This window comes from Micromonospora sp. NPDC050980 (assembly GCF_040653835.1).
GTDB lineage: Bacteria > Actinomycetota > Actinomycetes > Mycobacteriales > Micromonosporaceae > Micromonospora.
In genome coordinates this window covers 1-25,080 of the sequence record NZ_JBFAGS010000042.1, presented here as the reverse complement: position 1 = coordinate 25,080, position 25,080 = coordinate 1, and the positions used below count along the sequence as shown (strand labels likewise).

Here is a 25,080-nt window from a genome sequence, read left to right as displayed (position 1 = left end):
TCGCTGCGTCGCTACGGCGAGCCGACCTGGTACCTCGATCCGGGCGGCGTGCTGACCGATGAGGGCCGCCGCGACGTGAACAAGGCGCGGTCCCGAGCGACGCGGGACGGCCGCCTGGAGACGCCCGGGAGGGTGGTCGCGGAGCTGCCCCTGGGGTTCTGGCGATTCCTGCTCGCGACTCGCTACGACGGGACGCTGTGGCGGGGCTGCCTGCATCGCGCGGTGCCGGGACGGCGCCGCCGCGAGGTGCACGCGGCGGTCAGCCGGCTGCACGAGGCCCGCAACCGGATGGCGCATCACGAGCCGATGTTCAACCGGCCGGTTGCCGACCTGCGCGCGACGGCGGTGGCGGTCGCCGGCTGGCTCTGCCCGGTCACGCGGGACTGGATCGACGCCGGCTGTTGGGTGCTGCCGCTGCTGGCCGGCCGGCCTCTCGTGGTGCTGCCTCAACCGCGCCGCTGACCGTCGCCGAGGTGGAGCTGGAAGCGGGCGTGTTCGCTGAGCGCGTCGACGGGCTCGCCGTGGCGGCGCAGCACGACCAGGCGCGCGGCGCTCAGGTCGCGCAGGGCGGCGCGAAGCAGGGCCTCAGTGCGGCCGGTGAGCGCCTGCAGGCGGCTCAGGGTGGTGTCGATGCCGTCCGGGCCGGCGCAGCCGATGACGGCGGCCTGCGCGTCGCTCAGGTCGTCGTCGAGCGCCGCCAGGGCGATCGTCGGCGGCCTTGGTGGCCCCGCCGGCGGCAGGAGAGCGGGGCGGGCGGGCGGGTCGCCGCCGTTGATGACCCAGGCGTCGGGCAGGCGGTGGCCGAGAGCGCCGAGCACCTGATTGAGGGCGGCACGGATGCGGTGCCGCTCCCAGGCGTACCGGCCGGCGTGGAGCTGCTCGGCGAGGTCGCCGAGGGCGGTCTCCCACTGCGCGACGGTGGTCGGTCGGCGTGGCTGGATGGTCCGCTCGATGACGCGTTGGGCCGGCACGGTCCGGATCCGGCCGGCGTCGACGTCGTCCTGGTGGCGACGCTCGGCGGTGCGCAGCTCGTACGCGCGTTGCCGGCAGGACCGGTCGCAGTAGCGCCTCTTGCGGCCCGTGGGCGGCTGCACGATGGCGTTACCGCACCACCCGCATGGCGTCTCGATCTCGTGTTCGGTGACCCCCGTCATCGTCCAACGGTAGGTCGGCGTTTCGTCACTGACCTTGCGGCGCACTGGAAGTGCAAAAGGTGTGTCCTGTCCGGGGGGCCGTGGTTTTGGCGGTCGCACGGCGGCTGTCCGTAGGGCAGGCGTGGAGCCCGGTGGCCCGTCCCGCAGGGGCGGGGCGGCGGACGCCGGACACCCGACGGCGGCTGCCTCGGTCAGCGTCCGACCCGACCTCACGCCGGCGAAAAGGCTGACTTTTCCTCCAACTTGCTCCGGCAACGCCGGGTGGTAACGCCGCCGCCAACCCGGCCGCTAACGATGCCGCTAACGGCCGGTGTCGTCGCTGCGGTCGGTGCGGCGTTGCCGGGGCGCCCGGCGCGGGTTGAGCACGCGCAGCACGGTCTGGGTGGCATCGTCGACGCGGGCGATCGCGGCCGCGCACCGGTGTGCGGCGTCGGCGAGGTACGCCGGCGGCTCGCCCGTGGAGTGCAGCGCGGTGACGGCCTGGTTGAGCAGCACGCCGACGCGGCCGAGGGTGGTGCGGCTCTGCATCAGGTGGGCGGCCATGTCGCGGATCTCTTCGGGGTCGACGGCGCCGGCGTGCATCTGGCCGCGGGCGACGACCAGGGCGACGCGGGCGGCGTACCCGGCCGGCGTTTCGCCGGTGCGCGCGGCGGCGGCGGTCAGGTCGGTGTGTTCGTCGTCGGACAGCCGCAGGTTGACCCGGCGGGTGCGGTGCCCGTCGTCGCCTCGGGGACGGCGGTGCGGCGCGATGGCGGAGCGCCGCGGCGGTTGCGGGTCGGGCGTTTCCAGCCGTTGCTCCCCGTTGTCGTGCACGCCGTTGTCCTCCGCTTCGTGGCGACCGCGCTCGGTCGATGACGCCGGACCGCGCCCGGTCCGGCGGACTTTGGGTTCCCCAAAGTCATATCTTGCTGCGCCAGGTTGCGGGTGTCATGGAGGAAGCCGTCGCCGTCGTTGCTGGCGGTGGGTCAGTCGTCGTCGAAGACCTGGTTCACGGTGACCCTGATTGCGTCGGGGTAGCTGTCGACGATGAGCCACCAGTGGTCGTCGTAGGGCACCTCCAGGAGCACGGGGGTGAGGTCGTAGAAGCCGCCGAAGAACTCGTACTCGTCGCCGTCGACGTACGCCTGGTACTCGTCGTCGTCCATCAGGCAGACCCGGGCGGTCGAGCCGCGCAGCCCGACCTCGAACACGGCGCCGCCCGCGCACGTACCGAGGTTCCAGTAGAGGTGATCCACGCGCTATGTGTAGTAGATGGCAACGCCCGGTAGGAAGCCTGCCGGGCGGAGCTGGTCGACGCGTTCCTCACCACGACGCGCGACGGCCGGCGGCACCGGCAGGGGCGTCACTGACGTTGCGACGGACTGAGAATGCAAGGGGGTGTGTCCCTTGTAAGCCGACACAAGGGCTCGCCTGCGGCAATCACGATTCCGTGGAATGCAGGGCGGTGGCGCTGGCGGCCGTCAGGTCGCCGATGCCTGGGTGTGAACGCTCGATGGGTCGACCAGGCGCGGATGGTGGGTGGCGGCGCCGCAGTGGCACGTCCAGGTGTGGTGGCCGCGGTGGGTGTGCGGGGGCGGGCACGGGCAGGGCGTCCAGCCGACCTGTCCGCCGGGCTCGCCGGCGCGGTGCCGTTCGGGTCCGGAGCAGTGTATGGGGGCGGGGGCGACGAACTGGTGGCCGCCGGCGCGGGTGAGGCGGAACTGGTGGGCGAGGTCGTCGCAGTGCGGGCAGGTGGGCACCGGGCCGCCGGTGGTGGGCCGGATCCGGCCGTGGGTCGGGCAGGTCCAGTCGCCGGGGCGCAGCGCCGGCGTCAGTCGCCCCCAGTCCACGCTCACGCTGGCGACGTTACCGCCCTGGTAGCGGGTCTGGTAACGCCCGACAGGAGGGCCTGGACGGCGCGGTGGGGGCAAGGCTGCCTTGCCTCCCCGACGGCCGGGCGAGCAGGCGTCTACCGGCACCGATGCCAAGGCACGTCGCGGCACGGACGTCAACGCCGGCCGGCGACGTCCGCTGGGGGGAAGAGGAGAGAGAACTCCCTCCTTTCAGGAGGGAGTCTGGTTCTCACAGCGGCTAGCGGGAACCTGTCACAGGGCGGTTGACCTGCGCTGTGAGCGGTCGTGCGGGCCCGTCGGCGGGTGATCGCCAGTGCGCCGGGTTGCAGGGCAGGGTGAAGCCCTCACGGAAGGGGTCAGCGCGGTCGTGAGTCCGCAGCCGCCGACGTCGGCGGCAGGCGCTGACAGATCATCCGGTCAGGCTGACAGATGCGCCGTGACCTGCGGTGTGAGTTTCTGTGAGCGGGTTTCGGCTACCCGGGGAGCTTCCTCGGACGCATCCGTGGGTGCGTGCTCGGCTGGTTCCCTAATCGTGGCGACTGGGGTGGCGCGTTTGCGCTGGTCGGGGACCTGGCAACGGGGGTTGCGGGCTGCTCGACAACTTTGGCAGTTACCGGTGCTGTGCCGGGCCGCCGTCGTCGCTGACCGGAGTCGTGCTGCCAGGGCTGTCGGTCGCGGTGGTCCGCCCTGGCAGTTCGGTGTCGAGATAGCAGGTGATGCCGTCGCCGGAGCGGCGGGGAACCGGCCGGCTGGTGCGGGTGACGGTGAGGGCCTGGGCGACGGCGGCGGCCGCGGCGCGCAGCTCGTCGACGTCGCCGGCGACCAGGCGCACGCGGATCACGCCGACGCCGCCGCGGTGACGCCGGCGCGGCGGCCGGCGGTGAGTTTCGCGGCCAGCCAGGGCGGTAGCGGCGCGATGGGCAGGTCCCGGCTGATCGTGTACGGGCGGCCGTCGACGATCGAGCCGGGGCCCACGAGGTAGCCGCCAAGGCGGCGGCCGGGGGCGCGGACGTCGACGCCGGGCCACCGGCCGATCGAGCTGGGCACGACGACGTCGGCGGGGGCGCGGAAGTACAGGTGCAGCCCGTCGTGGGCGGTGGCCACGGTGAGGGTGGCCGGCCAGGGCCAGCGGGCGGCGGCGCACATCGCGCGCAACGTGTCGACGCCGTCGACGCCGTCCTTGCGGTCCAGGTCCAAGCCGACCACGCCCGAGGCGCGGCAGGCCACGCCGACGTTGACGCCGGCCGGCCAGGCGGCGACCGCGGCCGGGTCGGTGGTGACCTGGCGGGTCCAGCCGGGGGCGGCGCGCTTGGCGCCGGCCGGCAGTGCGAACACCGCCAGGCCGGCCGCCAGCGCGAGCGTTGGGTCAGCCCTCATCGTGGCAGCGGCAGTCGTAGTGGTTGGTGCTGTCGCCGCCGCAGTCGGGGCACTCGTTACGGGCGCGACGCTCGTCGTCGTCCATGAACTCGTCGTGCCGCCAGCCGGAGCACTGGCCGTTGTAGCAGCCGCAGCCGGGGCACTCGGGGCAGACCATCCCGTTGGTCCAGCCACACGTGGTGCACATGACCTGGTTGCGGGGATCGTCGTACCCGGCCTGCGCTTCGGCGAAGGTGTACCCGTAGCCCTCGGCGATCTCGCGGATCTCCGTCACTGACGTCCTGGCGGTCGCTTCGTCCTCGCCGGCGTGAGCCATGCGCAGCGCGACGGCGGCGGCGAACGCGTGGGCCTGGCGCTCGGTCTCCGGCAGCGTGAGCGTGGCCAGCACGCCGTCGCGGGCCTGGGTGTAGGTCTCCCCGGTGCTGTCGCGGCGCTCGATCACGACGCGGGTGAGCTTGCGGTTGGTCTTCGGCATCGTCAGCTCGTTCCTCGGCGGGGTACGCCCACGCCCGACCCCACCGACACGAGGTCATGCCGACCAGCAGGATGGTGGAGGGGGCGCTGAGTCTGAGACGTCTTCTCCGTTCGCTGCCCGGTCCCGGCGTGGCGGGTCCGGACTCCCGGATCGGCTGGCGCGTCAGCCGTGCGGGCAGCGTAGCGCACCCCACCGACAGAACCCGGCCACCGGCCACCGGTCATGGTCGCGGCCCGGGGCCACCGGCGGGCTGGCCGGTGTCGGTGAGGTCGGTGTGCAGTTGCTCGTCGAGGGCCACCATCTGGGGCCGGGTCAGCTCGATGGCGACCGCCTGGCCGCCGGGAACGCCCATCTCCAGTTGGCGGCCGCCGTCGGGCAGCGGGGTGCTCCAGTCGATGTAGCCGGCGTCGTCGTCGAGGCTGACGAACTCCTGCGCCCGGGGATTGGCGGTGAGGGTGTAGTGCAGTTGCTCGCGCAGGTGTCGCAGGTGCTCGCCGGTGAGGTCCAGGATGACGGCGTCGACGCCGTCGCCGGCCTCGATCGACCGGCCGCCGTCCGGGCCGGGCATGCTCCAGTCCAGGTACCGGCCGCCGCGCAGGTGCAGCGCGCCCGGCTCGATGTCGTGACCGTCGCGGGCGCCGGCGGCGAAGGTCCGCAGCTTCGTGGCCAGCTCGCGAGCCTGCGCGGGGGTGTGGTGGGCGGTGTAGGGCTGCCAGAAATCGTCGTCGGGATCTTCGGTGCCCTCCACACCGGCCACGGCGATGCGGGTGGCGCCGTCGTGGTCGACCAGGTCCAGCCACAGCGCGCCGGTGTCTCCGCCGGCCTGGTCGATGGTGCTGGCCTCGACGTGCCGGCGGGTCGCCGCCGCGGTGGTGGGCTGCTTGTCGCGCAGCAGCGCCAGCAGGTCCTTCATGGTCACCGGCAGTTCGTCGTCGACGATGCGGACCTTCTCGCCGGCGAGGTCGGCGTCGCCGGCGAGAAGGTGCTCCAGGCGCAGCGCGGCGCGGCTCCACTTGGTGGGCGTGGGCGGGCGGTGTCCGGCCTCGGCGAGGGCGGCCAGCTCGTCGAGATGCGCCGCGGCGGTCTCGGCCTCGGCCGGGTCCAGGTGCGGCGCCGCGTAGCCCAGCGGCGGGCCGCTGTCGGAGTGTTCCAGGTTGGTGACCGGGTTCCACCGGTGCGGGGAGGTGCCGACCGCGACGTACCGGCCGCCGTCCCACGAGGTGCCGCCGTCGCCGTAGTCCATCAGGGCGAGGGTGGTGGCGGGGCCGGCCACGGCGGGCACCTGGTCGGTGCCGTGGCAGGTGTCGCTGTCGGCATAGCCGAGCACGTCGCCGACCGCCGGGCGCGTCGATCCGGCCTCCGGGGTGGTGCCGTCGCCCATCGGGATCTCCTGTCGAGTGAGGGCGCCGCCGGTGGCGATCGCGCCGGCGGCTCGGGTCTGTGCGTCGTACTGCTCTGCCTGGGCCTCGTAGTAGTGGGCGGCGAGGATCTCCCGCGCCGCCTCCGCCTCGGCCTCGCGGGCCGCCCGGGCGTGCTCGGCGGCGACGGTGGCCTCGCGGATCGCGCGGGCGGCCGCGGCGTGCTGCTCGGCCGACTCCTGGTTGGCGCGGGCGTCGCGCCGGTACCGCTCGGCGGCGGCCCGGCACGCCGCCGCCCGGGCCGCCAGGGTCTCGGCCTTGGCGACCGTCGCGGCGTAGCGGTTGGCCACCCGCATCGCCTCCTGGTCGACGCTGGTCATGCCGGGCCGGCCTCGCGGCGGAGCAGGGCGTGCACCTGCTCGGTGGTGAGTCCGTCGACCAGGTCGCCACTGGAGATATCCACCGTCCAGTGCAGCGGCCGGCGGGTGTCGACGTGCACGCTGATCTTGCGGCCGTCGGGCATCTGGTAGAGCCACCAGCCGGTGATCTCACCGTCGATGAGCAGGTCTTCCAGGTCGCCGGTCATCGCTTCCCACCCGGCCGGTCGGTGCGGGTCGCCTCGGCGCGGGCCTGGGCGAGCTGGGCGTGCAGCTGCTCGACGCGGGCCTCGGCACGCTCGGCGCGCTCGGTCGCGGCCTGGGCGGTGGCCTCCACTCGGGCCAGCTCGACGCGGGCGCCCTGGGTGTCGCGGTCGGCGGTGCGCCACTGCTCGCGGTACTCGTCTGCCTGGCCCCGTACGGTGGCCAGCTCGCCGCGGGCGGCGCGCAGCTCGGCGTCCAGGTCGCGGCGGGCCGCCTCAGACTCGGCCAGCTCGACGCGGGTGGCGTCGCGGTCCGTGCTGGCGGCCGCCAGCTCGGCGCGGACCGCCGCGAGCTGGTCGGTCAGGTCGGCGGCGCGGGCCTCGGCCGCCTCGCGGACAGCCGCCAGTTCGGCGCGGGCGGCGCGCAGCTCGGCGTCCAGGTCGCGGCGGCCCGCCTCGGACTCGGCCAGCTCGGCGCGGGCGGTGTCGCGCTCCGCAGTGACGGCCGCGGCGTGGACTTCGGCCTGCTCGGCGCGGGTGGTGACGGCGGTCAGCTCGGCGCGGGTCGTGGTGAGCGCCGTCTCGGCCTTGGCGCGGGCGGCGTCGGTCTTGCGGGTCTCGGCCTGGGCTGCGCTCAGGTCGCGGCGCACCGTCTTGAGCTGCTCGGCCAGGTCGCCGGCGCGGGCCTCGGCGGCCTCCCGCCGGCCGGTCTCGGTGATGACGGCCTGGGCGCGTTCGCCGGCGGCGGCCTCGGCGCGGCCCTGGGCCTCGCGGGCGTCGGCGACCTGCCGCCACGCGTCGCGCTGCACGCGCTCGGTCTCGGTCTCGGCGTCGCGGGCCCGCCGCTCGGCGACGCGCTGGGCTTCCTTCGCGGCGGCGGCCGCCGCGGTGGCGGTCCGGGCCTCGCGCTGGGCGGCGTCCCGCGCGTCCTCGGCGCCCTGGGCCCGCTGCACGGCGCTCACGGCGGCGGTCTCGGCCGTCTCCACCCGGGCCACCGCCGAGCCGTCCAGGTCGCTCATCGCGGCCAGGACGTCAGCGAGGGTGCCCGACAGGGCCTGCACGGCCGGCAGCACCCGGCCGGTGGCCTCCCGGTACGCCGCGAGGGGCTTGTCCAGGCCGGCGGCCAGCTCCGCCTGGCGCTGCTCGGCGTACGCCTGCCGGCAGGTCTTGCCGTCGTGGCGGCGTTCGTCGTCCGGGCAGAACTCCGGCGGGCGGCCCTTGCCCGCGTAGGCCAGGGGCCGCTGGTCGTACTTGCAGGTCGGCTGCACACCCCGGGGCGGGCTCACCGTCGTCGGTTCGGTCATGCCCCCATCCTAACTTAGTTTCTATTTTTAGAAAGCAGAAACACTTATCTAATTTTAGGAACTAGTAAGTAATGGATCATGATTTACCATGATCGCAAAAAGGAGCCTCTGAGATCGCCGTAGAGACGATTTCAGAGGCTGGGCCTTACTGAGGTACCGGGGTGTGGATCGGTTAGTGGCCGAGATCCGGTGCGAGGCCGGCACCGGGCTGGGCAACGGCCGGCCACTCGTCGGCGGCGGCGATCGCGCGGGCGGCGGCGTGGTCGCCGCGGCCCGCCGCCCGGGCGGCGGCCAGGGCGGCGCGGCGGGCGCCGCCGGTGCCGGCACGCTCGGCGGCCGCGGCGGCGTCGCGCTCGGTCCAGCCGGCCCGCGCGGTGGCCAGCTCGGCGGCCGCCGCGGCGGCCTGGTCGACGACGTCGCGCCGGCGCGCGGCCGCCGCGTCCTGGACGTGCCGCTCGCGGCGGCGGGCCGGGTGCGGCGGCTCGTGCTCGCCGGTCAGCGCCGCCTCCAGCAGCTTCGCCAGGTAGCCCAGCGGCCGCTGCGGCGCGTCGAGCAGGTCCCGGCCGGCCCGGGACCGGCCGATCGCCTCCAGCACCGTCTCGACGGTCCAGTCCGGACCGAGCCGCGCCCCGATCGTGGCCGCCACCCGAGGCAGTGGCACGCCCTCCAGCCACTTCAGGGCCCGCTGAATGCCCTGGGCCAGGGGGTACGCCCACCCGTGCCACTCTGGACGGGGCCGCGGTGGCCGTGGGTTCGCACACCGCCCGTGGTGCGTCCTAGGACGCGCTACGCGATGTGCGCCCCGACTCCCCTCAGTTGATGAGCGCGAAGCGCCGTCCTCCCCCCGACTCGGCACCCCCGATGCCGGGTGAGCGATTTTCGGAGGCTGGACCAAACCCCGGAACAAACAGGAACTGAAGTACTCACCTTGAGGCGCTACGCGGGGGGGGAAGAAATTCCCGAGTTGGGCGGTGGCGATCAGCTCGGCGCCGGTCAGGGCGGTGTCCCGGGCGCTGGCCACGGCGGCGCGCAGCTGCGCCCGGCGGGCCAGAGCGGCGTGGTCGGTCAGCTCGCCGGCGCGGGCCGCGTGGGCGTCGACGTCGTCGTGCGCGGCCTCCAGGAGCACCAGGGCGTGGGCGAGCAGCTCTTCGAGCACCAGCAGCGCCACCGGCAGGTACGGCGCCCGGGCGGCGGCCCGCTCCGGAGCGAGGTGGGCCAGGTCGAACTCGGCCCGGTCGTAGGTGCGGCCCTTGGCGCAGCGCTGCTCGAAGGACAGCCGGCGGCCCTGCACGGTGCGCCGCATCCACTCCAAGCCCTCCGCGCGGGCCCAGCAGTCGGTGACGGTGCGCTCGGTGACCCCGGCCAGCTCGGCGGTCCGCGCCCGGCCAGGCCGGGTAATCCGGGCGGCCTGGTCGACGGCCAGGACCCCGCACACCAGGGCCAGCTTCGAGCGGCGCCCACGACTGGACGACCGCGCCGCGGCCTCCCGGAGGAGCACGTCGGCCAGGAGGTGGAGCGCGCGTTCGTGGCGGCCGCCGGTGGCGCACTGCTCGATCGTGGTGCGCAGCCGCTCCACCCACGCGGTCAACTCGGCCACCGTCTGCTCGGCCCGGGTGCGCTCGGCCAGCACCACGAAGCGGGCCTCGACGGCGGCGGCCGCGGCGGCCTGGTCGGCGGCGAACCTCGCGCGCTGCTCGGCCAGCCACAAGTACCCGCACAGCCAGCACGCCGGCGACGGGTCCGGATCGCCGCACGCCGCGCACGCCGGGTCGACGTCGTCGACGACATCGAGGGCGGCGGCGCGCAGCTCGGCGGCGTGCCGCCGGCGCGCAGCGTCGGTGCGGGTGCGCCAGCACGCAATGCACAGCGGATCCGAGCCGTCGCCGTCACGCGGCAGGCCCTGGCTGTCCCGGCCCGCGCTCGCGCAGGACACGCACGAAACCTGCAGACCGGTGGGGTGGGTGATCCGGCGGCGGGCGCCGGCCGGGGCCACCAGGCGGGCCTGCCCAGTGCGGGTGGTCTCGACCAGCAGCGCCGGCCGGCCGGTGTGCACTGTGCAGCACTCCCGGCCCGGCGCGGCGAGCACCGTACGGCCGAACGCGGCGCAGACCGGGCAGTGCCCCGAGGCGATGACGCGATCCGCCGACATCGACGCGGCGTGAGGGGCGGGTGCGCTCAGCGTCATCGGACCACCGCCGGTGGTCGATGAACATGGGTGGGGGCCGGGCGCTGACCGGCAGGTCGACGACACGCTGTGATCGCGTGTAGAGACAAGAGTGCACCCAGCCCGAAGGTGGGTGCTATGGTGTCCTCCGAGCTTGTTGGAGCCTCAGACCCGTCTCGCCGCCAAACGAATCCGGGTGTGGGGCTCTCTTGCTGTCTGCAGTTAGGGGTTGAGCCGAGGCGCTCCCTCAAGATCATTTCTGGTGCGTGACCCGTGGATCTTACGGTGACTTCCGCACGAGCAGGTGCCCCAACACGCGCCGTGGCCGGTCGTCCTGTGTGGATCTCTGCCCGGATTGCGCACATACCCGCATAAGCCGGGCGGCCCGTGTAGACGGGCCGCCCGGACGTGGCGCGGTGGACGGTCATGCGGGCAGGTGGATGGTGTCGACGTGCACGGCGCGGTCCGCCGCGTCGCCGGCGTACAGCTCGCCGTAGCGGTCGGCGGGCCCGTCGACGGCGGCCAGGAGCCGCTGAGCTTGCCGGCAGGCAGGGTCGACGCCTGCGGCGGTGAAGTAGAGGACGGCCTGCGGCACGTCCGGATCCGGGTCGGTGACGACGTCCAGGCGGTAGTCGCTGGCCACGGTCACCACCGGCCGATCGCCGCGGCGGCGGTCAGGGCCGCGCCGGCGTAGCCGACCAGCAGCAGCGGCACCGCCCGGGCGATCGCCCGGTACTTGGCGCGGGTGGCGCGCGACAGCCAGCACAGCTCGCGGGCGCGGGCGAGGGCGAGCAGCTCGTCGACGTCCTGGTCGACGTCGCCGCCGGCGTGACGGGTGAGGACCTCGTACGGGTCGGCATCGGCGTACGCGAGGGGGCCGTGGTCACCGTCCAGGCGGGGCCGGCAGGCCAGCACCAGCAGCACCAAAGCGGCGCCGACCACCACGGCGGTCGCCGCCGCGGCGGCCAGGGCCACCGGGCCGAGCTGGTCGCCGGCACCGGCGAGCACGGCCAGGCCGGCGCCGAGCAGCACGCCGGCGACCTGGAGGTAGCCGTTGGCCTTCGGGTCGACGCGGGCCAGCTCGGCGCGCACGCCGGCGATCGCGGCGTCCAGCTCGCCGACCGCGCGGCCGAGCCGGGCGGGCGGCGTGGGATGGGGCACCATGATGGGCAGCTCCTGTACGTCTCGCATGGGATCAGGGAGTGGCGGGCGGCCCCGGAGCTTGGGAAGGCGGAGGGGCCGCCCGCGCGGCGTTACTTGCTGGTCGGGACGTAGGTGGGGGAGTCCGGGCGCGGGTACGCCTCGGCCCGGCAGAAGTGGTCGTAGCCGCACCAGTCCCAGACCGCCATGCCGGGGCGCAGCGGGACGGTTCGCTCGTCGACGACGATCTGCTCGGCGTCGGCGGTCCAGTCGACGCCGGTGGCGATCGCGGCGACGGCGGCCTGGTCGACATGGCGGGCGCACAGCCGGCGGGCGACGGCCTGGCCGCTGGGCAGGTGGGTCAGGCTGTAGCGGCCGTCCAGGCGCTGCCCGTCGTCGTCCAGGGTGACGTTGACGGCCAGGCCCGGGGCGACGGGCCAGCCGGTGACCACGACGGACCAGATGTACGGGTCCTCCGGGTCGTTGTCGCTGACGTACAGCCGCACCGGGACCGTCGGGACGGTGGCCTTGGTCGTCGGGCTGGTCGTGGTGGTCATGGCTCCTCCTCAGTGAGTGCTATCGACGGGTCGGCGGAAAAGGGAGCGCGGCGGCCGGGTTCGGTCAGGACGCGTCGCTGGTGCGGACGGTGGCGCGCTGGCGAGACTCGGTGAGATCGGCGACCATCGCGGCCACGGCGCTGCCGGCGATGGGGCCGGCGTAGGCGAGCAGGGACAGGGTCAGCCACACCACGGCGGTCAGCCCGGCGGCGGCCGGGCCGGTACCGGCCGGGGCGCCGGCGTAGACGGCCACGCCGGTCAGGACGCCGATCGCGGCCCACCCGATGCGGCCGTAGGTGGATCCGGACACGGCGGCGGCGTAGAGCGCGCAGACGGCGACCAGCCAGGCGATCCAGGCGTCGCGGCCGCCGGCGGGCAGGCCGGTGGTGTGCGCGTCGAGGTAGGAGCGCACCGGGTCGGAGATCGAGCGGGTGATCGGCCCGTCGGTGATCCAGGATCCGAGGGCGGGCGCGGCGTCGCCGACGGCGGTGGCCGCCGCGCCGAGCCCGGACAGCAGCCCGGCGATGACGACCCAGAGCAGCCACAGCAGTCCGCCGGCCACGGCCAGGGCGATCAGCGCGGCCACCACGATCGGCCAGCCATCGCGCACGGTCCGCGCGGCACGGGAGGTGCGCCACCACGCGGCCAGCCCTCGCCGGCCGGAGGCGTCGGTGTCGGGGTCGGTGGTGTCGGTGTCGAGCAGGGTCAGGGGCGGCCGGTCGGGGTCGGGGGTGGTGTGCACGGTTCTCCTTCGGTCAGTTCGGTCCGATTCGGTCGAGTGGGTCAGCGGCGGGCGGCGAGGAAGGCGACCAGCCACGCGCCGGCGGCTCCGGCGATCGCGGTCAGCGCCTGGGTCCAGCCGCCGGGGGCGGCGATGCCGATAAGGGCGGCGGCCGCGGCGCAGCCGTGCAGCACGTACACGGCGGTGCGGGAGCGGCGGCGGGCGAGCACGCCCTGGTGCAGCGCGGCGAGGCTGGTGGCGGCCCAGCCCGCCCACACGGCCCAGCCCCACAGGCCGTGGGCGCCGGCCCAGTCGGTGGTGGCCGGCAGCAGCAGCGCGTGCACGGCGACGACGGCGGCCAGGGCCGCCAGCAGCCAGCCGGTGTAGCCGGCGGCGAAGACCAGGCGGCGGCGGTCGGCCAGGATCGTGCCGACCGTGGTCACGCGCTCGGCCGGCGGCCAGCGATCGCAGCAGCGGACGCCGGGGTCGTGCTGATGGCGTTGGACGGGCTGGTTGCCGGGGGCTGCGGGCTGGCGCATGACGTCTCCTGGTTGTGGATGGGCAGCGGGCGGGCGGGGGCGATCGCGTCGGCGTGGCGGGCCACGACGGCGGCGTACTGGTCCTGAGCGGCGTCCATGTCGGTGGCGGCGGCGGCCAGCTCGCGGGCGTCGCGGGCGCGGTCGAGCGCGGTCAGCGCCAGCGCGACGGCGGCGGCACCGAGCAGCGTTCCGCCGATCAGCGGCGGGCCGCCGGCGTCGGCGGCGAGGTGCCCGGCGGTGGCCACGGTGCCGAGCAGACCGGTGCCGCCGGCCATGGCCGGCCACCGGCGGCGGCCGGTGTGCGCGCGGTGGCGGCGGCGGGCGGCGGCGCGAATGGCGTTCTCGGCGGCGCGCATCCGCGCGCCGTCGAGCTGCCAGGCGATCAGCTCCACCGACAGTTCGTCGATGCGCTGCTGATGGGTCAGGGCGTAGAGGGTGTCCGCCGGCTGCGCGTCGCGCTGGCGGGTGAGGCGGCGGATCTCGGACTCGAGTTCGGCGGCGCGGGCAGACATGGCGGGCGCTCTCCTTTACGGACGGTGACCTAACAGGCTGGTTCATAACAGCGGCGGGGGAGGGGGGTCGGCTCCTGCATAGGGCCCCCTCACCGGGGGGAGGGGCGCCTGGGTTATGAAGGGTTATGAGTTACTGGCCGTGACCGTCGTGGTCGTGGTGGTGGCGGCCTCGGGCGGCAGGTACTGCCCGGTCGCCTCTCGCCCGTCGGCGGTCTGCGGCCGCACCACCCGGCCCTGCTGGCCGAGCTGGGTCAGCGCGTTGGCGACCAGCTGCGGGGTGACGGTGGTGTCGCCGGCGTCCTGGAGCGCGGCGAGGATGTCGCGCGGTCCGGCCGGGGCGCTGGTGGTGCGCCAGATGTGGCGCACTGCGGCGTCGACCCGGTCGGCGCGGGTGCGGTAACCCGCCAGCGGCGTCGGCTCCACCGGCTCGGCGGCCGGCACCTCGCCGGCGGCCGGCGCGGGGGCGGCGGGGATGACGGCGGGCTTGCCGCCGAGCTTGCGGAAGATGCTGGCGACGGCGGAGGCCATCGCCAGCTCACCGTCGCGCTCCGGCGCGCTGGTCTGCGGCTTCTTGCTGCGGGCACCGCGCAGGTCGGCGAGGAAGTCGTCGGTGACGAGCTGGTGCCGGCCGGCGTAGACGCGACCGGCGGCCCGGGCGGACCCGGCGTCCAGCTCGCGCTGGTGGTGGCGGCGGTTCCAGGAGATCTCGTCGACGCGCGGGCCGTCGTGCAGCACCGGCTTGGACGGGTCCGAGGTCTGGACGTACTCGATCTTCGCGCGGACCGGCTCGCCGTCGCCGAGGCGGGCGTAGCACTCGCCGCGGTGACGCAGCGGGGGCAGCTTGTAGTTGCCGGTGACCCGGCCGGCCTCCTGCTCGTCGCCGGACATGAGCACGATCTCGCGGCCGATGTTCGCGCCGGCGTCGCCGCCCTTGTCGCCGAACTGGTGGTGCACGCCGCGCTGGGTGGCGGCGACCAGGTAGATCCCGGCCGAGGCGACGGCCTGGGTGCACTCGGCATACATGTCGCCGGCGGTGACCTCCGCGCCGTCGTAGTACGCCTTGTGCTTTGTGTTCAGCGCGAAGCTGGCCTCGTCGATGTAGATCAGGATCTTGCGGAAGCCGTGGCGGGCGGAGAAGGGCTGGTCCTGGCGCCAGCGGGCGATCTCCATCGCGGCGATAAGCATCTGCAGCACGCCCTCGGCGTCGGCGCGGACCCAGTCCAGCGGCGGCCGCACATCAGTGCCGAGGTAGGGCTCCAGCCAGGGGCCGACCAGGTCGTAGAGCTTGCGGGTGCCGGCCACCCAGATCAGCGCGTCCTCGCAGCGGGTCACGTCGGCCCACTCGCGGTGGATATAGGCGCTCTTGCCGCCGGTGGTCGCGCCGAGGATCCAGGCGTGCCGGGTGACGTCGACGCCGATCGGCATCCCGTCCATGCCCCACAGCGCGTAGCAGGGCTCCGCGGCCCGCCGCCAGATTGGCCGACCGGCCGCGTCCAGCAGCTCGTCGGCGCGCTCGGTGTAGGGGCGGATCCGCTTCATCACGTCTTCGGTGTTGGCCTGGATCGTGTAGACGCCCACCCGGTTCGGGTCCTCGTTGATCTGCACCCAGTCGGGGGCGATGTCGCGGCGGGTGATGTCGCGCAGCGCCAGGGCGATGCGCCGCCCGTCGTGGTCGTCCAGTCGGGGGGCCTGCTCGATGCGCAGCTTGCCGTTGATAATGCGGCGCAGCTCGATCGGCGCCCACGCCTCGATGCGCGCTCCGAACGGCCGGTCGGCCGGGCCGACCGTCTGCGGGTTGGAGATGCGCAGCCACTCCAGCCCGGCCTTGTGAACGGCCAGGCGCAGCAGCCACGCCAGGTGCGGCTCCCCGTCGCGCGGCCCGCTCAGGTCCCCGGCGGTCAGTGCGAGCGGGGCGTGCGCGCCAGCGGTCAACGCGGCCGCGGCCGGCGACGGCGCGGCCGGCGGCGCGTACCGCAGGAGGTACTCGTGGGTGCGGGCCAGCACCCAGGTGCTGCCGCCCAAGGCGGGCAGGATCAGCGCCCACACCGGCCATAGGTCCGGCACCGTCACCGCGAGGGTCGACCAGCCGGCGTAGACGGTCACCGCCGCCACCAGCCAGCCCACCACGCGGGCCTTCGACGCCGAGCTGAGCCGGGCGAACATCGGCGAGATCCGGACCAGCAGCCGGGCGCCGAACGCGGCCGTGGCCGCCAGCAGCGCCGTGGACAGCCCGGCGATCCACACCGGCGAGCCGGTGACCAGCCACACCGCCACCCACACCGCGCTGATGAACGGCGCGACCACGGCCCAGAACGTCTTCCACTGAATGCCCACCGCTGCTCGCCGCTTCGTCACGACGTCCTCCCTCGTTCTTGTGCCTGGTCGTGCGGGGTGTGGGTGCGGGGGCCGCACCAGGTGCGGCGCGGCCCCCGCGCGGGTTGAACAGGTCAGCCGATGGCGCGGGCCTGGGCCTCGTACTCCTCGGCCTGCGCCTCGTAGTAGCGGGCCGCGAGGATCTCCCGCGCCGCCTCCGCCTCGGCGTCCCGCGCCGACACCGCGTGCTCGTGGGCCACGTTGGCGTCGCGGATCGTGCGGGCGGCCTGCTTGTGGTTCTCCGCGCTCTCCTGGTTGTTGCGGGCGTCACGGCGGTACTGGTCCGCCGCGTCCCGGCACGCCCGCGCCCGGGCCGCCAGGGTCTGGGCCTTCTCGACCTGCTCGGCGTAGCGGTTCGCCACGCGCATCGCGTCCTGGTCGATGTCGCTCGTCGTGGTGCTCATTTCCGGTCCTCCAAGGTGGTTGGAAACAGGGGCCTGGTGCTGGTGGTGCGGGGTGGTGCGCAGCGGGGTCGGTGCCGTCCGGTCCCACCGCTCGCTGCCAGCGGTGGAGCCGGGGTCAAAGAACGGCCCGGTACGCCGGGCCGAGCCCGTCGTCGGCCCGGCCGAGCCGGTCGACGAGCTGCCCGGCCGGCCGGCCTTCGGGCTGCTGATGTCGTCCAGGTCGACGTCGATGACCGTCTCCGCGCGGTGGCCTCCCGGCGTCGGCCGCGTGTGGCCGGTCTTCGTCTTCGCCGTCGCGGGCTCGTCCGCGCCGGCCGCCTTGCCGTCGGTCGTCTTGGCGTCCGTGGCCTTGGTCTTCTTCGCGGCCCGGGCCAGCCCGATCAGCCCCAGCAGCGCCGCTCCGCCCACCGTCTTGGCCTTGCGACCCGCGGTGTTGTTGGTCGGCTTCGCGCCGCCGTCGCCGGCCGGCTTCCCGCCGCTGCCGGGGGTCTTTCCGCTGGTCGGGGCCTTGCCGCCCCCGCCCGGGGTCTTCCCGCCGGGGGTCTTGTTGCGGCCGAACGGCCACCGCCCGCCCCCGGACCTGTCGCGGGTCTTCTTCGCGCCGTCGCCGGTCGGCTTCCCGCCGGCGGGAGCCTTGCCCCCCGCGGGGGCCTTCCCGCCGCCCGGGGCCTTGTTGCGGCCGAACGGCCACGACCACCTGGACTTGTCGCCGGTCCTGCCGCCACCGGTAGGGGCTTTCCCGCTGGTCGGGGCCTTCCCTCCACCGCCGGGGGTCTTGCCCCCGGCCGGGGTCTTGCCGCCGCCCGGGGTCTTGCTGCGGCCGAACGGCCACCACCCGGACTTGTCGCCGTTCTTGCTGCGACCGGTGGGGGACTTGCTGCCGCCGTTGGTGGACCTCCCGCCGGTCCGGTCGGTGCGGCCGGCGCGGTCGCGGCCGAAGCGGTCCCGGCCGGTCTTGTCCCGGCGGGTGAACTTGCGCCAGGCCAGCCACCCGGCGCCGGCCAGCACCGCGACCACGATCAGCCCGGCACCCAGCAGCAGCGCCATCAGCGGCGACACCATCCACATCGCCACCACCACGGCGGCGACGACCGAGATCACCACCAGCGCCACCACCAGGCCCACCGACGCCGGCGTCGTCTCCGTCAGCTCCTGGGGCGTGGCCTTGTCGTCCTTGCCCTGCTCCGCCGGCGGTTGCTCGGCCGCCAGCACCGACAGGTCCGGCGCCGGCATCTCGACCGTCTCGGCCTCGGGCGTCGGGGCCGTCGTCTCCGTCTGCATCGCGCTTTCCTCCCTTCGTTTTGGCTGCTCACGCCTCACAGTTATGAGCTGTTATGAGGCGGGGCTGCCCTTGGCGGCGGCGACGGCGGTCAGCACCGTGCGGACGGTCCGCTCGGAGGTGCCGGAGGTGCCGACCTTCGGGGCGAGTTCCTTCTGGGTGGCGTCGGGGTGGTCCTTGCGGGCCTGCAGCACCGCGCGAACGGTCTCGGGGCTGACCCGGTCGACGTGCGGGACCGGCTGGCCCTCGAACAGCACCGGCTCGGCCGGCGTGCTCGACCCGGCCGAGCTGCGGCGGGGCCGGCGGCCAGCGTCGGCGGCGGCCTGGGCCAGCGCGGTACGCAGGTCGGCAGCGTCCTGCTTGGCGGCCTCGGCCAGGGCCTCCGCCCGGTGGCGGGCGTGCTGCTGCTCGCTCAGCTCCCGGCGGGTCTGCCCCAGCGCGGTTTCGGCCGCCTGGAGTCGGCGCTGCCACTCGGCGCCGGCAGCGTCGAGCTGCCCCTGGGTGCGCGAGGCGCGTCCGGTCTCCGCGCGGGCCTCGGCGCGCGCTGCTTCCGCTTCCGCCGCCACCCGCTCCAGTGCGGTGCGTGCTTCCGCTTCCGCCCGGCGGGCGAGCGCGGCGGCGTGTGCTTCCGCTTCCGCCCGACGGTTCGCGGTCGCTGCTTCCGCTTCCGCTCGCGCCCGGTGGGTTGCTTCCGCTTCCGCCCGCTCGGTCGCCGCGCGTGCTTCCGCTTCCGCCCGGCGCACCGCCGTCGCGGCGGCTGCTTCCGCTTCCGCCCCGCGCACCGTTGCCGCTTCCGCCCGCGCGTCGGCGGCGTCGGCGCGTGCTTCCGCTTCCGCCAGTGCCCGTCGGGCCTCGGCGGCGTCGGCGCGGGCCGCCTCGGCTTCCACCCGTCCGGGCGAGGGCAGCGCCAGCAGCGGCGCCGGGGTGCCGGTGGCCGCGATCCGGGCCAGGGCCGCCAGGGCGGCGCCGGAGTCCTTGCCGGTGGCCTTGCGCAGCGCCTTGCGGGCACCGGCGGCGACCTCGGCCACCACCTTGTGCTGCCGCTCCCGCTCCGCCTCGATCGCGGCCTGGCGGTGCTGCTCGGCCCGCCGGGCCTCGGCCCGGGCGATCAGCGCGGCCGCGCCCGGGGAGAGCCGGTCACGCACGTCGGCCTTCCACGCCTCGCGGGTCTGCCGCGGGTAGGTCAGCCACCGTCGCCACCCGAACCGCTCCGGCGGCTCCGGGATCATGCCCTTGGCGCGCAGCGCGGGGCGGTGCTTCGCTCCGGAGCGGACCTCGTAGACGATGATCCCCAGCGCGGACAGCGCGGACAGGCCGATGGCCTTGACCGGGTCGGCGTGGTGCCCGATCGCGTTGATGGACACCGCGGCCGCCGTGCAGATCCAGATCAGCGCCCGGGCCACCATCGCCCGCTCGCCGTTGAGTCGCTGGTGCTGCGCGGTCAGCGCCATCGCCAGCCCGGTGCCCTCGATGGCCACCGCGGCGATCACCCCGATCGGGGTGGGCAGGTTGTTGGCCCGGGCCGCGTCGACCTGCCCGTACACCGCGCCGGACACGGCCAGGCCGTAGATCAGTCCGGAGTAGACCGCCGCGGCGTTGTCGCGCACGTAGGCGATCCGGCCGGCGTACCAGCCGGCCAGCTCGGCTCGGCGGGCCTGCCGACGGGCCTTGCGGTCGGCCCGCTCGTTTTCCCGCTGCTTGCGGCGCCGCTCGGCCCGTGCGTCGCGGTTGGCGTCCTTCTGCGCCTCCAGTCGCAGCTGCTCCGCCTTCGTCCGCAACTGCCGATCGCTGGCGGCGTCCTCCGAGGCGATCCGCGTCTGCGCGGCCAGGCGCTCCCGCTCGGCCGCGGCCAGGTTGCGGGCCACCTTGGAGTCGGTCGCGGCGAGCTGGGTCAGGTCCGTTCCGTGCTGCAACGTCGTCACGACGCCACCTCCAGGGTTCGCGCCGGCGTCGGGATCCGCTCGTCGTCGATCAGGGTCCGGCCGGTGCCGAGCAGCTCCCGGGCGATCTCGTCCTCCGCGCACGACTGGTGGCACGCGTCGCCGCGGCCGTCGCGCATCTTCGTGGCGGTGGCACAGACCCGGCACGGCAGCGACCGGTCGCGGTCGTAGTGGCCCGGGCCGGTCCAGTCCAGGTGCACCTTCACCACCAGCAGGGCAGCCATCAGCACACCTCCCCGCGTGCCAGGCGAGCCGCGCGTACCTTCGCGAGCAGCTCCTTGCCGAGGGGGTTCAGGTCGGCCTCGTCGACGTCGACCGCGAGGGGGTGCCGGCGGTCGTCGAGCCACTGGGCCGTCCGGCTCGCGCCGACGGCGGCGGCCACCAGGCCGACCGCGACGGCCGGGGAGTAGAGCAGCACCTGCGGCACCTGGTCGGCGTACTGCGCGAGGGCCTGCCCGGTCAGCGCCGCCGCCGGAGCTCCGGCGATCGCCGCACCGGCGGCGATCCGCAGCGCCCGTGACCGGGTCGACGTCGTCGGCGGGGTCGCCGTACGGCGGGACTCGCGCTCGGCGTCGATGGCCCGGCGCAGTTCGCCGGCGTACCAGCCCGGCAGCGCCGCCACCTCGGCGGCCCGGTGCTCCAGTCCGGCGTCCGTCAGTGCCGGCAGACCCTCGCGGTACTGCGCCAGCGCGGCGGCCAGGTCCAGGTGCTTCTTCGTCGGGGCGGTCATGCCGCGTCCTCCACCGTGCGGGCCGGCTCGGTCTTCGTGCGGCCGCCGGCGAGCATCTGGGAGATGCGGCCGCCGGTGATGCCGATGAACCGGCCGACGACGGTGGCGGGGATGCGGCGGCCCTCGACCAGCTCGCGCACGGCGGCGAGTCGGATGGTGAGGGCGGCGCGGCGAGCCTCGTGCAGCTGGTCCGCCACGCGCGAGGCAGCGCGCGCCCTCTCCCACGGGTCGCCGATGTTCAGGAGATCGGCGGGGGGCGTCACGGTCGGTGGTGCGCTACCAGCGCCGGGGTGGTCGTGGACAATGCTCATGGGTCGTGCTCCTTCCCAAGGTCAGCGACCCGCCTGTGGCGAAGCCCGGTGTTCGTAGCGCCGGGCTTTGTCCCGTTTCTGAACGAACCCTGGTGGGGGATTGTCCCGGGGACACTGCTAGTGTCACCCTGTAGGCCAGGGGAGTCAACAACTCTCCCGGGGACTCTTTGGGAGGCTGGCGTTGAGAGCTGTGAGCAGAGGCGCCGAGATCGCCGTTGATCTGCGCAGTCAGATCCAGTCCGGCAAGTACCTGCCCGGCGATCGGCTGCCGCGGCTGGCCGACCTCATGGCCATGTACGAGACGCGATCGCGCTCCGCGCTCGACCGGGCCTTGAAGGAGCTGGTGGCCGAGGGGCTGCTGACCGTGGTGCACGGGTCGGGCATCTACGTCCGCCGCCGCCAGGTGGTGCGACGCGACCTGCTCGCGGGCCTGCGTATGGAGTACGCGGCAGCGCGCCGGGGGGCCGACGTTCAGGCGGGCTTGTTCGAGGCGATGACTGGGACGGACGCCAAGGTCGACATCACCTACCACCACGTGATGGCCTCAGAGCAGATCGCCCGGCTGCTGGACGTCGACGCGGAGCACAGACTCCTGGTGCGGACGTTCCGGTACGTCGTCGAGGGGGCGCCGCACCAGGTGGCACGGTCCTACCTGCCGGCGGAGACCGCGCAGCGCATCGGCCTCAACAGCCCCGACGACGAACGTCCGGGCGTGGGCACGATCGCTCACCTGATGGCGGGCGGGATCGCCGTCGACCGCGCGAAGCTCGGGTTCGAGTCTCGCGTGCCGTCCGCCGCCGAGGTGACCGAGCTGGCCATCCCCGGCGGGACGTCGGTGTTCGAGCACTGGCGGACGCTCTACCGCGGGTGCGAGCCGATCGAGGTGTCCACGGCGATCGTGCCGGGAGACCGCGTGGCGTACGAGATCGACGTCAACCTCACCGAGGGCGATCGGTGAGCCCGGCGACCTGGTCGTGGATCGCCGCCGCGGCGTCGATCGTCGGGCTGTGGATCAGCGGCCACAACCCCCGGGTCGGGTGGATCTACGGCATCGCCAGTCAGGCGGTGTGGATCGCCTACGGCTTGGCCACCACGCAGCCCGGGATGATCGCCTTGTCGATCGCCTTCGTCGTGATCTACTCGCGCAACATCTATCGCTGGCGCGGCACCCGCTTCCAGCGCGCCGCAGCGGCGCAGCCGCTTCCCACCAGCACGGACGGTCAGCCATGACGCTCGACAGCACCCAGGGGGATCCGGCGATCCTGTCGGCCCTTGAGCACCTCAGCGGCTCGTGGAGCTGGGGCCGGCCGCCGCGCCTCCTGACACTCACCCGTCGATCGACGCAGCCCGCCGTCCCCACCACGCTGGCCGGCGGCGTTGGCTCCCAGACAGCCTCCGACCTGCTCGAACAGTGGATCGACAAGTGCCGCCGCCACCGTGGGCTCGTCGACGTGCAGCGGGACTTGGGCGTCGACGCCGTTGGCGTGGCCTTTGAGACCGGCGACCAGCACGTCCTCTACGTCATGGACCGCTCGGGTGTGGAGTACCTGGTGGAGGGCCAGCGGTTCTCCACCGCACGATCCGCCGCTGGCGCGAACCTCGGCGGTCAGGCTCTCGGCTTCCTCGCCGAGCAGATCGCTGAGCTGACCTGGCGCCTGGCCGGGTGGCCGGCTCCGGCCGCCGGCGCCCGCATCCGTGACATGTGGCCCAAGCCTGGGCTGGTCGACCTCGATGACGACGAGCTGCACGACCGCCTCGCCACCGACGCCGGGCACGTGCGGCTGCTGGCCGTCGCCAGCATCGACGGAGTGGCAGCGCTGAACGGAACCAGCGCCGCGCTGTCCAGCCCGGGCGACCAGCGCGTCTACCAGGCAGTCAAGCGAGACGCCGACGTGCTGCTCATCGGGGCAGGCACCGTCCGTGCCGAGCAGTACGGGCCCACGCCGCTCTCCGCCCTCCAGATCGCCCGCCGCCGCTCAATGGGCCTGGCCCCGTACCCGACCGTCGCCGTGGTCAGCCGATCTCTCGACCTTGACCTCACCGGGCCGCTGTTCCAGCGCCACACCGGCCGCCACGTACCACCCCGCCCGATCGTCATCGCTTCTGCAGCAGCGGCGGCCAGCATCGACCCGGCCCTCGACGAACGCGTCGACCTGGTGGTCGCCGGCGAGACCGACGTCGACCTGGCGCTGGCCGTGCAGCAGCTCCGCAGCCAGGGCCACCAACGGCTCGTTTGCGAAGGTGGCCCCGCGCTCGCCAGCGCGATGACGCAAGCTGGGCTGCTCGACGAGATCTCCATGACGATCACGCCGCAGCTCCTGGCCGTACCCGGGCCTCGCATCACCTCCGGTCCGTCAGGCCCGGCACCGGCCGCAAACGACTGGCAGTTGCAACGATCCCTGATCGATGAGCGAGGCAACCTCTTCCTCCGATATACCCGCCTGCCCAGATAGCACCTTCGTGCTGGCAGCAATGCCCCACTAGCGGCCCCTCGGCATCTCGCCGAGGGGCCGCTTGCATTCAGGTCCGCTGACCCATGAGTAAGACGCATATGAAACCTCACACTGGTATGAGGGCAGCGTCACCACCAGGTGTTTCACACATCTCATACGCGTGTCTCTCCTCAGAACGGTATGAGGCGTCTACCGTGCCGACCATGTACAGAATCTCGGTGACGAACCAAAAAGGCGGCGTCGGCAAAAGCGCGACGACAATCAACGTCGGGGCGGCGTTGGCCGAAGAGGGACAGCGGGTGCTCTTGGTAGACCTGGATCCGCAGGGGCACCTGACCCGGGCGCTCGGGCTGCCGGATGCCCGGGAGCCGGCAACCTTGGCCGGTGCGCTGCTCGGCGAGTGGTCCGGCGAGCTGGGCGAGCTGATCGCCATCTACCGGGAACGGCTGCACGTCATCCCCACCAACGCGGACATGTTCCTGCTGGAACCGCGGATGTACGGCGCGAACGTACGTGCCCGCGAGTACCGGCTGGCCCGCCTGCTCGACGCGCTGGAGGACGGCTACGACTTCTGCCTGATCGACTGCCCGCCGTCGCTGGCCGCACTGACCGACAACGCCCTCGTGGCCACCCGGCGGCCCGGGCCCACTGACCAGCACGCCGGTGGAGCGGTGCTAATCCCGGTCCAGGCCGAGGACTCCTCACTGGACGCACTGCGGCTGCTGTTCGACCAGATCCGCACCGTAGAGGAGGAGTTGCAGGTGCAACTCGACGTTGCCGGCCTGGTGGTGAACCTCTACGACGGCCGCCGCGGCCGCATCGCCACTTCGACGCTGGAGGCGTTCCGCGCGATGGAGGGCCTGGACGTGCTCGCCGTCATCGGTGATCGCACCGCGATCCGCGAGTCGTGGCGGCTGCACGCGCCGGTCGTCGAGCACGCACCGGGCTCGGACGCGGCCGGCTGGTACCGGGAGCTGGCCAAGACTCTGATTGGTGCGGGCGCATGAGCTCTCGTAAGGACCTTCCACCACCGTCGACCGGTGGGGTGCTCTCCCGCCGGTTCAGCGCCAACGACGATCCAACGCCTCAGACACCTCAGACACCTCGGACGGCTCATACGCCTCATACAGCCGCAGCGGCGCGGGCCGGCGACAGCAACCGCGAGCGGCGCGCAGAGCCGTCCGGGATGACCCGCCGGACGTACTACTACTCAACCGCGGCGGCCGATGCCCTCGCTGCGGCCGTCGACCGCTTGCACTACGGCAGCCACGGCCGCATCTCTAAGAACGCAGCGCTCGACGCGATCATTCGTGCCGGTGTCGAGCAGGTCGACGTCATCGAGCAGCGCCTACGCCGAGAGGGGTAGCACGCCTCATACGCGTAAGAGGCGTAATAACGGCGATCGCGGTGAAGCTGACCGGGGTGTCTGGTCGTTGAACAGGGCATGTCGCTTCGCATCCGCCGGCGAGCCCAGGAAAGTCAAAACCCCGGCTGCGTGCCCTTGCGGGGCAGAGGCTGGCCGGGGTCTTCGTGCCTGAGCATAGCGCGTTTCGGCAGCGTGGTGGGCTGATGCCGACACCGGACGCGGCAGAGTTGCTGACGTTGGAGCGGCGATGGTCGCCGGAGCGGCTGGCGCCGTACCGGGCGGCGTGCGGCGGGGACCTGGTGGCCGCCGTCGCGCTCTACCGGTGGAACGCGGAGATCTCCGCCGCGCTGGGCACCACACTCGGGCACGTGGAGGTGCTGCTGCGCAACGCGCTGCACGAGGAACTGGCCGCCTGGTCGCTGCGTCGCTACGGCGAGCCGACCTGGTACCTCGATCCGGGCGGCGTGCTGACCGATGAGGGCCGCCGCGACGTGAACAAGGCGCGGTCCCG

28 protein-coding genes and 2 pseudogenes are annotated in these 25,080 nt (G+C 74.0%); 7 read left to right on the top strand and 23 right to left on the bottom strand.

The features are described from left to right. Positions 1-462, top strand: a pseudogene (locus tag AB0H28_RS29390) (hypothetical protein); the annotation flags it as partial. On the opposite strand, the gene AB0H28_RS29385 reads toward AB0H28_RS29390, so the two are convergent. The 23 genes from AB0H28_RS29385 to AB0H28_RS29275 all read right to left on the bottom strand — a co-directional run bounded on the left by AB0H28_RS29385 (position 447) and on the right by AB0H28_RS29275 (position 20,750). Then, positions 447-1,154 (bottom strand): hypothetical protein, encoded by a 708-nt coding sequence (locus AB0H28_RS29385; protein WP_358047174.1) that lies wholly within the window; start codon positions 1,152-1,154, stop codon positions 447-449. The pseudogene AB0H28_RS29390 and the gene AB0H28_RS29385 sit on opposite strands and share 16 nt — an antisense overlap. 300 nt (positions 1,155-1,454) lie before the next feature. Then, positions 1,455-1,967: a hypothetical protein gene (locus AB0H28_RS29380; RefSeq protein ID WP_358047171.1), complete on the bottom strand. Its 513-nt coding sequence runs from the start codon at positions 1,965-1,967 to the stop codon at positions 1,455-1,457. Between the two features lie 152 nt (positions 1,968-2,119). Continuing rightward, positions 2,120-2,389: a DUF1883 domain-containing protein gene (locus tag AB0H28_RS29375; protein ID WP_358047168.1), complete on the bottom strand. Its 270-nt coding sequence runs from the start codon at positions 2,387-2,389 to the stop codon at positions 2,120-2,122. A gap of 225 nt (positions 2,390-2,614) precedes the next feature. Further along, entirely contained in the window at positions 2,615-2,989 is a 375-nt protein-coding gene (locus AB0H28_RS29370; RefSeq protein ID WP_358047165.1) for a hypothetical protein, read from the bottom strand. A gap of 607 nt (positions 2,990-3,596) precedes the next feature. Further along, a complete protein-coding gene (locus AB0H28_RS29365) occupies positions 3,597-3,827 on the bottom strand; it encodes a hypothetical protein (protein WP_358047162.1) in 231 nt (76 codons plus the stop codon). Further along, positions 3,824-4,363, bottom strand: a complete 540-nt coding sequence (locus tag AB0H28_RS29360; RefSeq protein ID WP_358047159.1) for a bifunctional DNA primase/polymerase — start codon at positions 4,361-4,363, stop codon at positions 3,824-3,826. The genes AB0H28_RS29365 and AB0H28_RS29360 overlap by 4 nt, the downstream gene beginning before the upstream one ends. After that, positions 4,353-4,838, bottom strand: a complete 486-nt coding sequence (locus AB0H28_RS29355) for a hypothetical protein (protein WP_358047156.1) — start codon at positions 4,836-4,838, stop codon at positions 4,353-4,355. Before AB0H28_RS29355 ends, AB0H28_RS29360 begins: the two co-directional genes overlap by 11 nt. Positions 4,839-5,058: 220 nt before the next feature. Further along, positions 5,059-6,576, bottom strand: a complete 1,518-nt coding sequence (locus tag AB0H28_RS29350; protein WP_358047153.1) for a hypothetical protein — start codon at positions 6,574-6,576, stop codon at positions 5,059-5,061. Then, a complete protein-coding gene (locus AB0H28_RS29345; RefSeq protein WP_358047150.1) occupies positions 6,573-6,782 on the bottom strand; it encodes a hypothetical protein in 210 nt (69 codons plus the stop codon). Before AB0H28_RS29345 ends, AB0H28_RS29350 begins: the two co-directional genes overlap by 4 nt. Continuing rightward, positions 6,779-8,080 (bottom strand): hypothetical protein, encoded by a 1,302-nt coding sequence (locus AB0H28_RS29340; RefSeq protein ID WP_358047147.1) that lies wholly within the window; start codon positions 8,078-8,080, stop codon positions 6,779-6,781. Before AB0H28_RS29340 ends, AB0H28_RS29345 begins: the two co-directional genes overlap by 4 nt. 172 nt (positions 8,081-8,252) lie before the next feature. Then, positions 8,253-10,229 (bottom strand): hypothetical protein, encoded by a 1,977-nt coding sequence (locus AB0H28_RS29335; RefSeq protein WP_358047144.1) that lies wholly within the window; start codon positions 10,227-10,229, stop codon positions 8,253-8,255. Between the two features lie 439 nt (positions 10,230-10,668). Next, the gene (locus AB0H28_RS29330; protein WP_358047141.1) at positions 10,669-10,887 is read right to left on the bottom strand and encodes a hypothetical protein; all 219 of its coding nucleotides are present in this window, start codon (positions 10,885-10,887) and stop codon (positions 10,669-10,671) included. Positions 10,888-10,889: 2 nt separating this feature from the next. Then, entirely contained in the window at positions 10,890-11,408 is a 519-nt protein-coding gene (locus tag AB0H28_RS29325; RefSeq protein ID WP_358047177.1) for a Pycsar system effector family protein, read from the bottom strand. 89 nt (positions 11,409-11,497) lie between these two features. Beyond that, positions 11,498-11,941, bottom strand: coding sequence for a hypothetical protein (locus tag AB0H28_RS29320; protein WP_358047139.1), 444 nt, complete (start codon positions 11,939-11,941; stop codon positions 11,498-11,500). 64 nt (positions 11,942-12,005) lie between these two features. Continuing rightward, positions 12,006-12,683, bottom strand: a complete 678-nt coding sequence (locus tag AB0H28_RS29315) for a hypothetical protein (protein ID WP_358047137.1) — start codon at positions 12,681-12,683, stop codon at positions 12,006-12,008. Between the two features lie 41 nt (positions 12,684-12,724). Beyond that, on the bottom strand, positions 12,725-13,105 hold the full coding sequence (locus AB0H28_RS29310) for a hypothetical protein (protein ID WP_358047134.1): 381 nt from the start codon (positions 13,103-13,105) through the stop codon (positions 12,725-12,727). Next, entirely contained in the window at positions 13,102-13,713 is a 612-nt protein-coding gene (locus AB0H28_RS29305; RefSeq protein WP_358047131.1) for a hypothetical protein, read from the bottom strand. Before AB0H28_RS29305 ends, AB0H28_RS29310 begins: the two co-directional genes overlap by 4 nt. 123 nt (positions 13,714-13,836) lie before the next feature. Continuing rightward, positions 13,837-16,068, bottom strand: coding sequence for a hypothetical protein (locus tag AB0H28_RS29300; protein ID WP_358047128.1), 2,232 nt, complete (start codon positions 16,066-16,068; stop codon positions 13,837-13,839). A gap of 92 nt (positions 16,069-16,160) precedes the next feature. Then, on the bottom strand, positions 16,161-17,771 hold the full coding sequence (locus AB0H28_RS29295) for a hypothetical protein (RefSeq protein ID WP_358047125.1): 1,611 nt from the start codon (positions 17,769-17,771) through the stop codon (positions 16,161-16,163). A gap of 51 nt (positions 17,772-17,822) precedes the next feature. Next, the gene (locus AB0H28_RS29290) at positions 17,823-19,691 is read right to left on the bottom strand and encodes a hypothetical protein (RefSeq protein WP_358047122.1); all 1,869 of its coding nucleotides are present in this window, start codon (positions 19,689-19,691) and stop codon (positions 17,823-17,825) included. Further along, positions 19,688-19,933, bottom strand: a complete 246-nt coding sequence (locus tag AB0H28_RS29285; RefSeq protein WP_358047119.1) for a hypothetical protein — start codon at positions 19,931-19,933, stop codon at positions 19,688-19,690. The genes AB0H28_RS29290 and AB0H28_RS29285 overlap by 4 nt, the downstream gene beginning before the upstream one ends. Then, a complete protein-coding gene (locus AB0H28_RS29280) occupies positions 19,933-20,439 on the bottom strand; it encodes a hypothetical protein (protein ID WP_358047116.1) in 507 nt (168 codons plus the stop codon). The genes AB0H28_RS29285 and AB0H28_RS29280 overlap by 1 nt, the downstream gene beginning before the upstream one ends. Further along, positions 20,436-20,750, bottom strand: coding sequence for a hypothetical protein (locus AB0H28_RS29275; RefSeq protein ID WP_358047114.1), 315 nt, complete (start codon positions 20,748-20,750; stop codon positions 20,436-20,438). Before AB0H28_RS29275 ends, AB0H28_RS29280 begins: the two co-directional genes overlap by 4 nt. Positions 20,751-20,940: 190 nt before the next feature. Here AB0H28_RS29275 and AB0H28_RS29270 point away from each other — a divergent pair, with 190 nt between their 5' ends. The 6 genes and pseudogenes from AB0H28_RS29270 to AB0H28_RS29245 form a co-directional block, all read left to right on the top strand. Further along, positions 20,941-21,708 (top strand): GntR family transcriptional regulator, encoded by a 768-nt coding sequence (locus AB0H28_RS29270; RefSeq protein WP_358047111.1) that lies wholly within the window; start codon positions 20,941-20,943, stop codon positions 21,706-21,708. Further along, on the top strand, positions 21,705-21,980 hold the full coding sequence (locus tag AB0H28_RS29265) for a hypothetical protein (RefSeq protein WP_358047108.1): 276 nt from the start codon (positions 21,705-21,707) through the stop codon (positions 21,978-21,980). Before AB0H28_RS29270 ends, AB0H28_RS29265 begins: the two co-directional genes overlap by 4 nt. Continuing rightward, positions 21,977-23,203: a dihydrofolate reductase family protein gene (locus AB0H28_RS29260; protein WP_358047105.1), complete on the top strand. Its 1,227-nt coding sequence runs from the start codon at positions 21,977-21,979 to the stop codon at positions 23,201-23,203. The genes AB0H28_RS29265 and AB0H28_RS29260 overlap by 4 nt, the downstream gene beginning before the upstream one ends. A 203-nt stretch (positions 23,204-23,406) precedes the next feature. After that, positions 23,407-24,210, top strand: coding sequence for a ParA family protein (locus tag AB0H28_RS29255; protein WP_358047102.1), 804 nt, complete (start codon positions 23,407-23,409; stop codon positions 24,208-24,210). A gap of 179 nt (positions 24,211-24,389) precedes the next feature. Beyond that, a complete protein-coding gene (locus AB0H28_RS29250) occupies positions 24,390-24,569 on the top strand; it encodes a hypothetical protein (RefSeq protein ID WP_358047099.1) in 180 nt (59 codons plus the stop codon). Between the two features lie 203 nt (positions 24,570-24,772). Further along, positions 24,773-25,080: pseudogene (locus AB0H28_RS29245) on the top strand (hypothetical protein); the annotation flags it as partial.

Excerpts from the sequence above, each read along its gene's own strand:
- AB0H28_RS29345 (WP_358047150.1), bottom strand. The coding sequence starts at position 6,782 with ATGACCGGCGACCTGGAAGACCTGCTCATCGACGGTGAGATCACCGGC.
- AB0H28_RS29350 (WP_358047153.1), bottom strand. The coding sequence starts at position 6,576 with ATGACCAGCGTCGACCAGGAGGCGATGCGGGTGGCCAACCGCTACGCC.
- AB0H28_RS29275 (WP_358047114.1), bottom strand. The coding sequence starts at position 20,750 with ATGAGCATTGTCCACGACCACCCCGGCGCTGGTAGCGCACCACCGACC.
- AB0H28_RS29305 (WP_358047131.1), bottom strand. The coding sequence starts at position 13,713 with ATGTCTGCCCGCGCCGCCGAACTCGAGTCCGAGATCCGCCGCCTCACC.
- AB0H28_RS29260 (WP_358047105.1), top strand. The coding sequence starts at position 21,977 with ATGACGCTCGACAGCACCCAGGGGGATCCGGCGATCCTGTCGGCCCTT.
- AB0H28_RS29360 (WP_358047159.1), bottom strand. The coding sequence starts at position 4,363 with ATGAGGGCTGACCCAACGCTCGCGCTGGCGGCCGGCCTGGCGGTGTTC.
- AB0H28_RS29355 (WP_358047156.1), bottom strand. The coding sequence starts at position 4,838 with ATGCCGAAGACCAACCGCAAGCTCACCCGCGTCGTGATCGAGCGCCGC.
- AB0H28_RS29385 (WP_358047174.1), bottom strand. The coding sequence starts at position 1,154 with ATGACGGGGGTCACCGAACACGAGATCGAGACGCCATGCGGGTGGTGC.
- AB0H28_RS29325 (WP_358047177.1), bottom strand. The coding sequence starts at position 11,408 with ATGGTGCCCCATCCCACGCCGCCCGCCCGGCTCGGCCGCGCGGTCGGC.
- AB0H28_RS29320 (WP_358047139.1), bottom strand. The coding sequence starts at position 11,941 with ATGACCACCACGACCAGCCCGACGACCAAGGCCACCGTCCCGACGGTC.
- AB0H28_RS29335 (WP_358047144.1), bottom strand. The coding sequence starts at position 10,229 with ATGTCGGCGGATCGCGTCATCGCCTCGGGGCACTGCCCGGTCTGCGCC.
- AB0H28_RS29280 (WP_358047116.1), bottom strand. The coding sequence starts at position 20,439 with ATGACCGCCCCGACGAAGAAGCACCTGGACCTGGCCGCCGCGCTGGCG.
- AB0H28_RS29285 (WP_358047119.1), bottom strand. The coding sequence starts at position 19,933 with ATGGCTGCCCTGCTGGTGGTGAAGGTGCACCTGGACTGGACCGGCCCG.
- AB0H28_RS29255 (WP_358047102.1), top strand. The coding sequence starts at position 23,407 with ATGTACAGAATCTCGGTGACGAACCAAAAAGGCGGCGTCGGCAAAAGC.
- AB0H28_RS29295 (WP_358047125.1), bottom strand. The coding sequence starts at position 17,771 with ATGCAGACGGAGACGACGGCCCCGACGCCCGAGGCCGAGACGGTCGAG.
- AB0H28_RS29340 (WP_358047147.1), bottom strand. The coding sequence starts at position 8,080 with ATGACCGAACCGACGACGGTGAGCCCGCCCCGGGGTGTGCAGCCGACC.
- AB0H28_RS29250 (WP_358047099.1), top strand. The coding sequence starts at position 24,390 with ATGACCCGCCGGACGTACTACTACTCAACCGCGGCGGCCGATGCCCTC.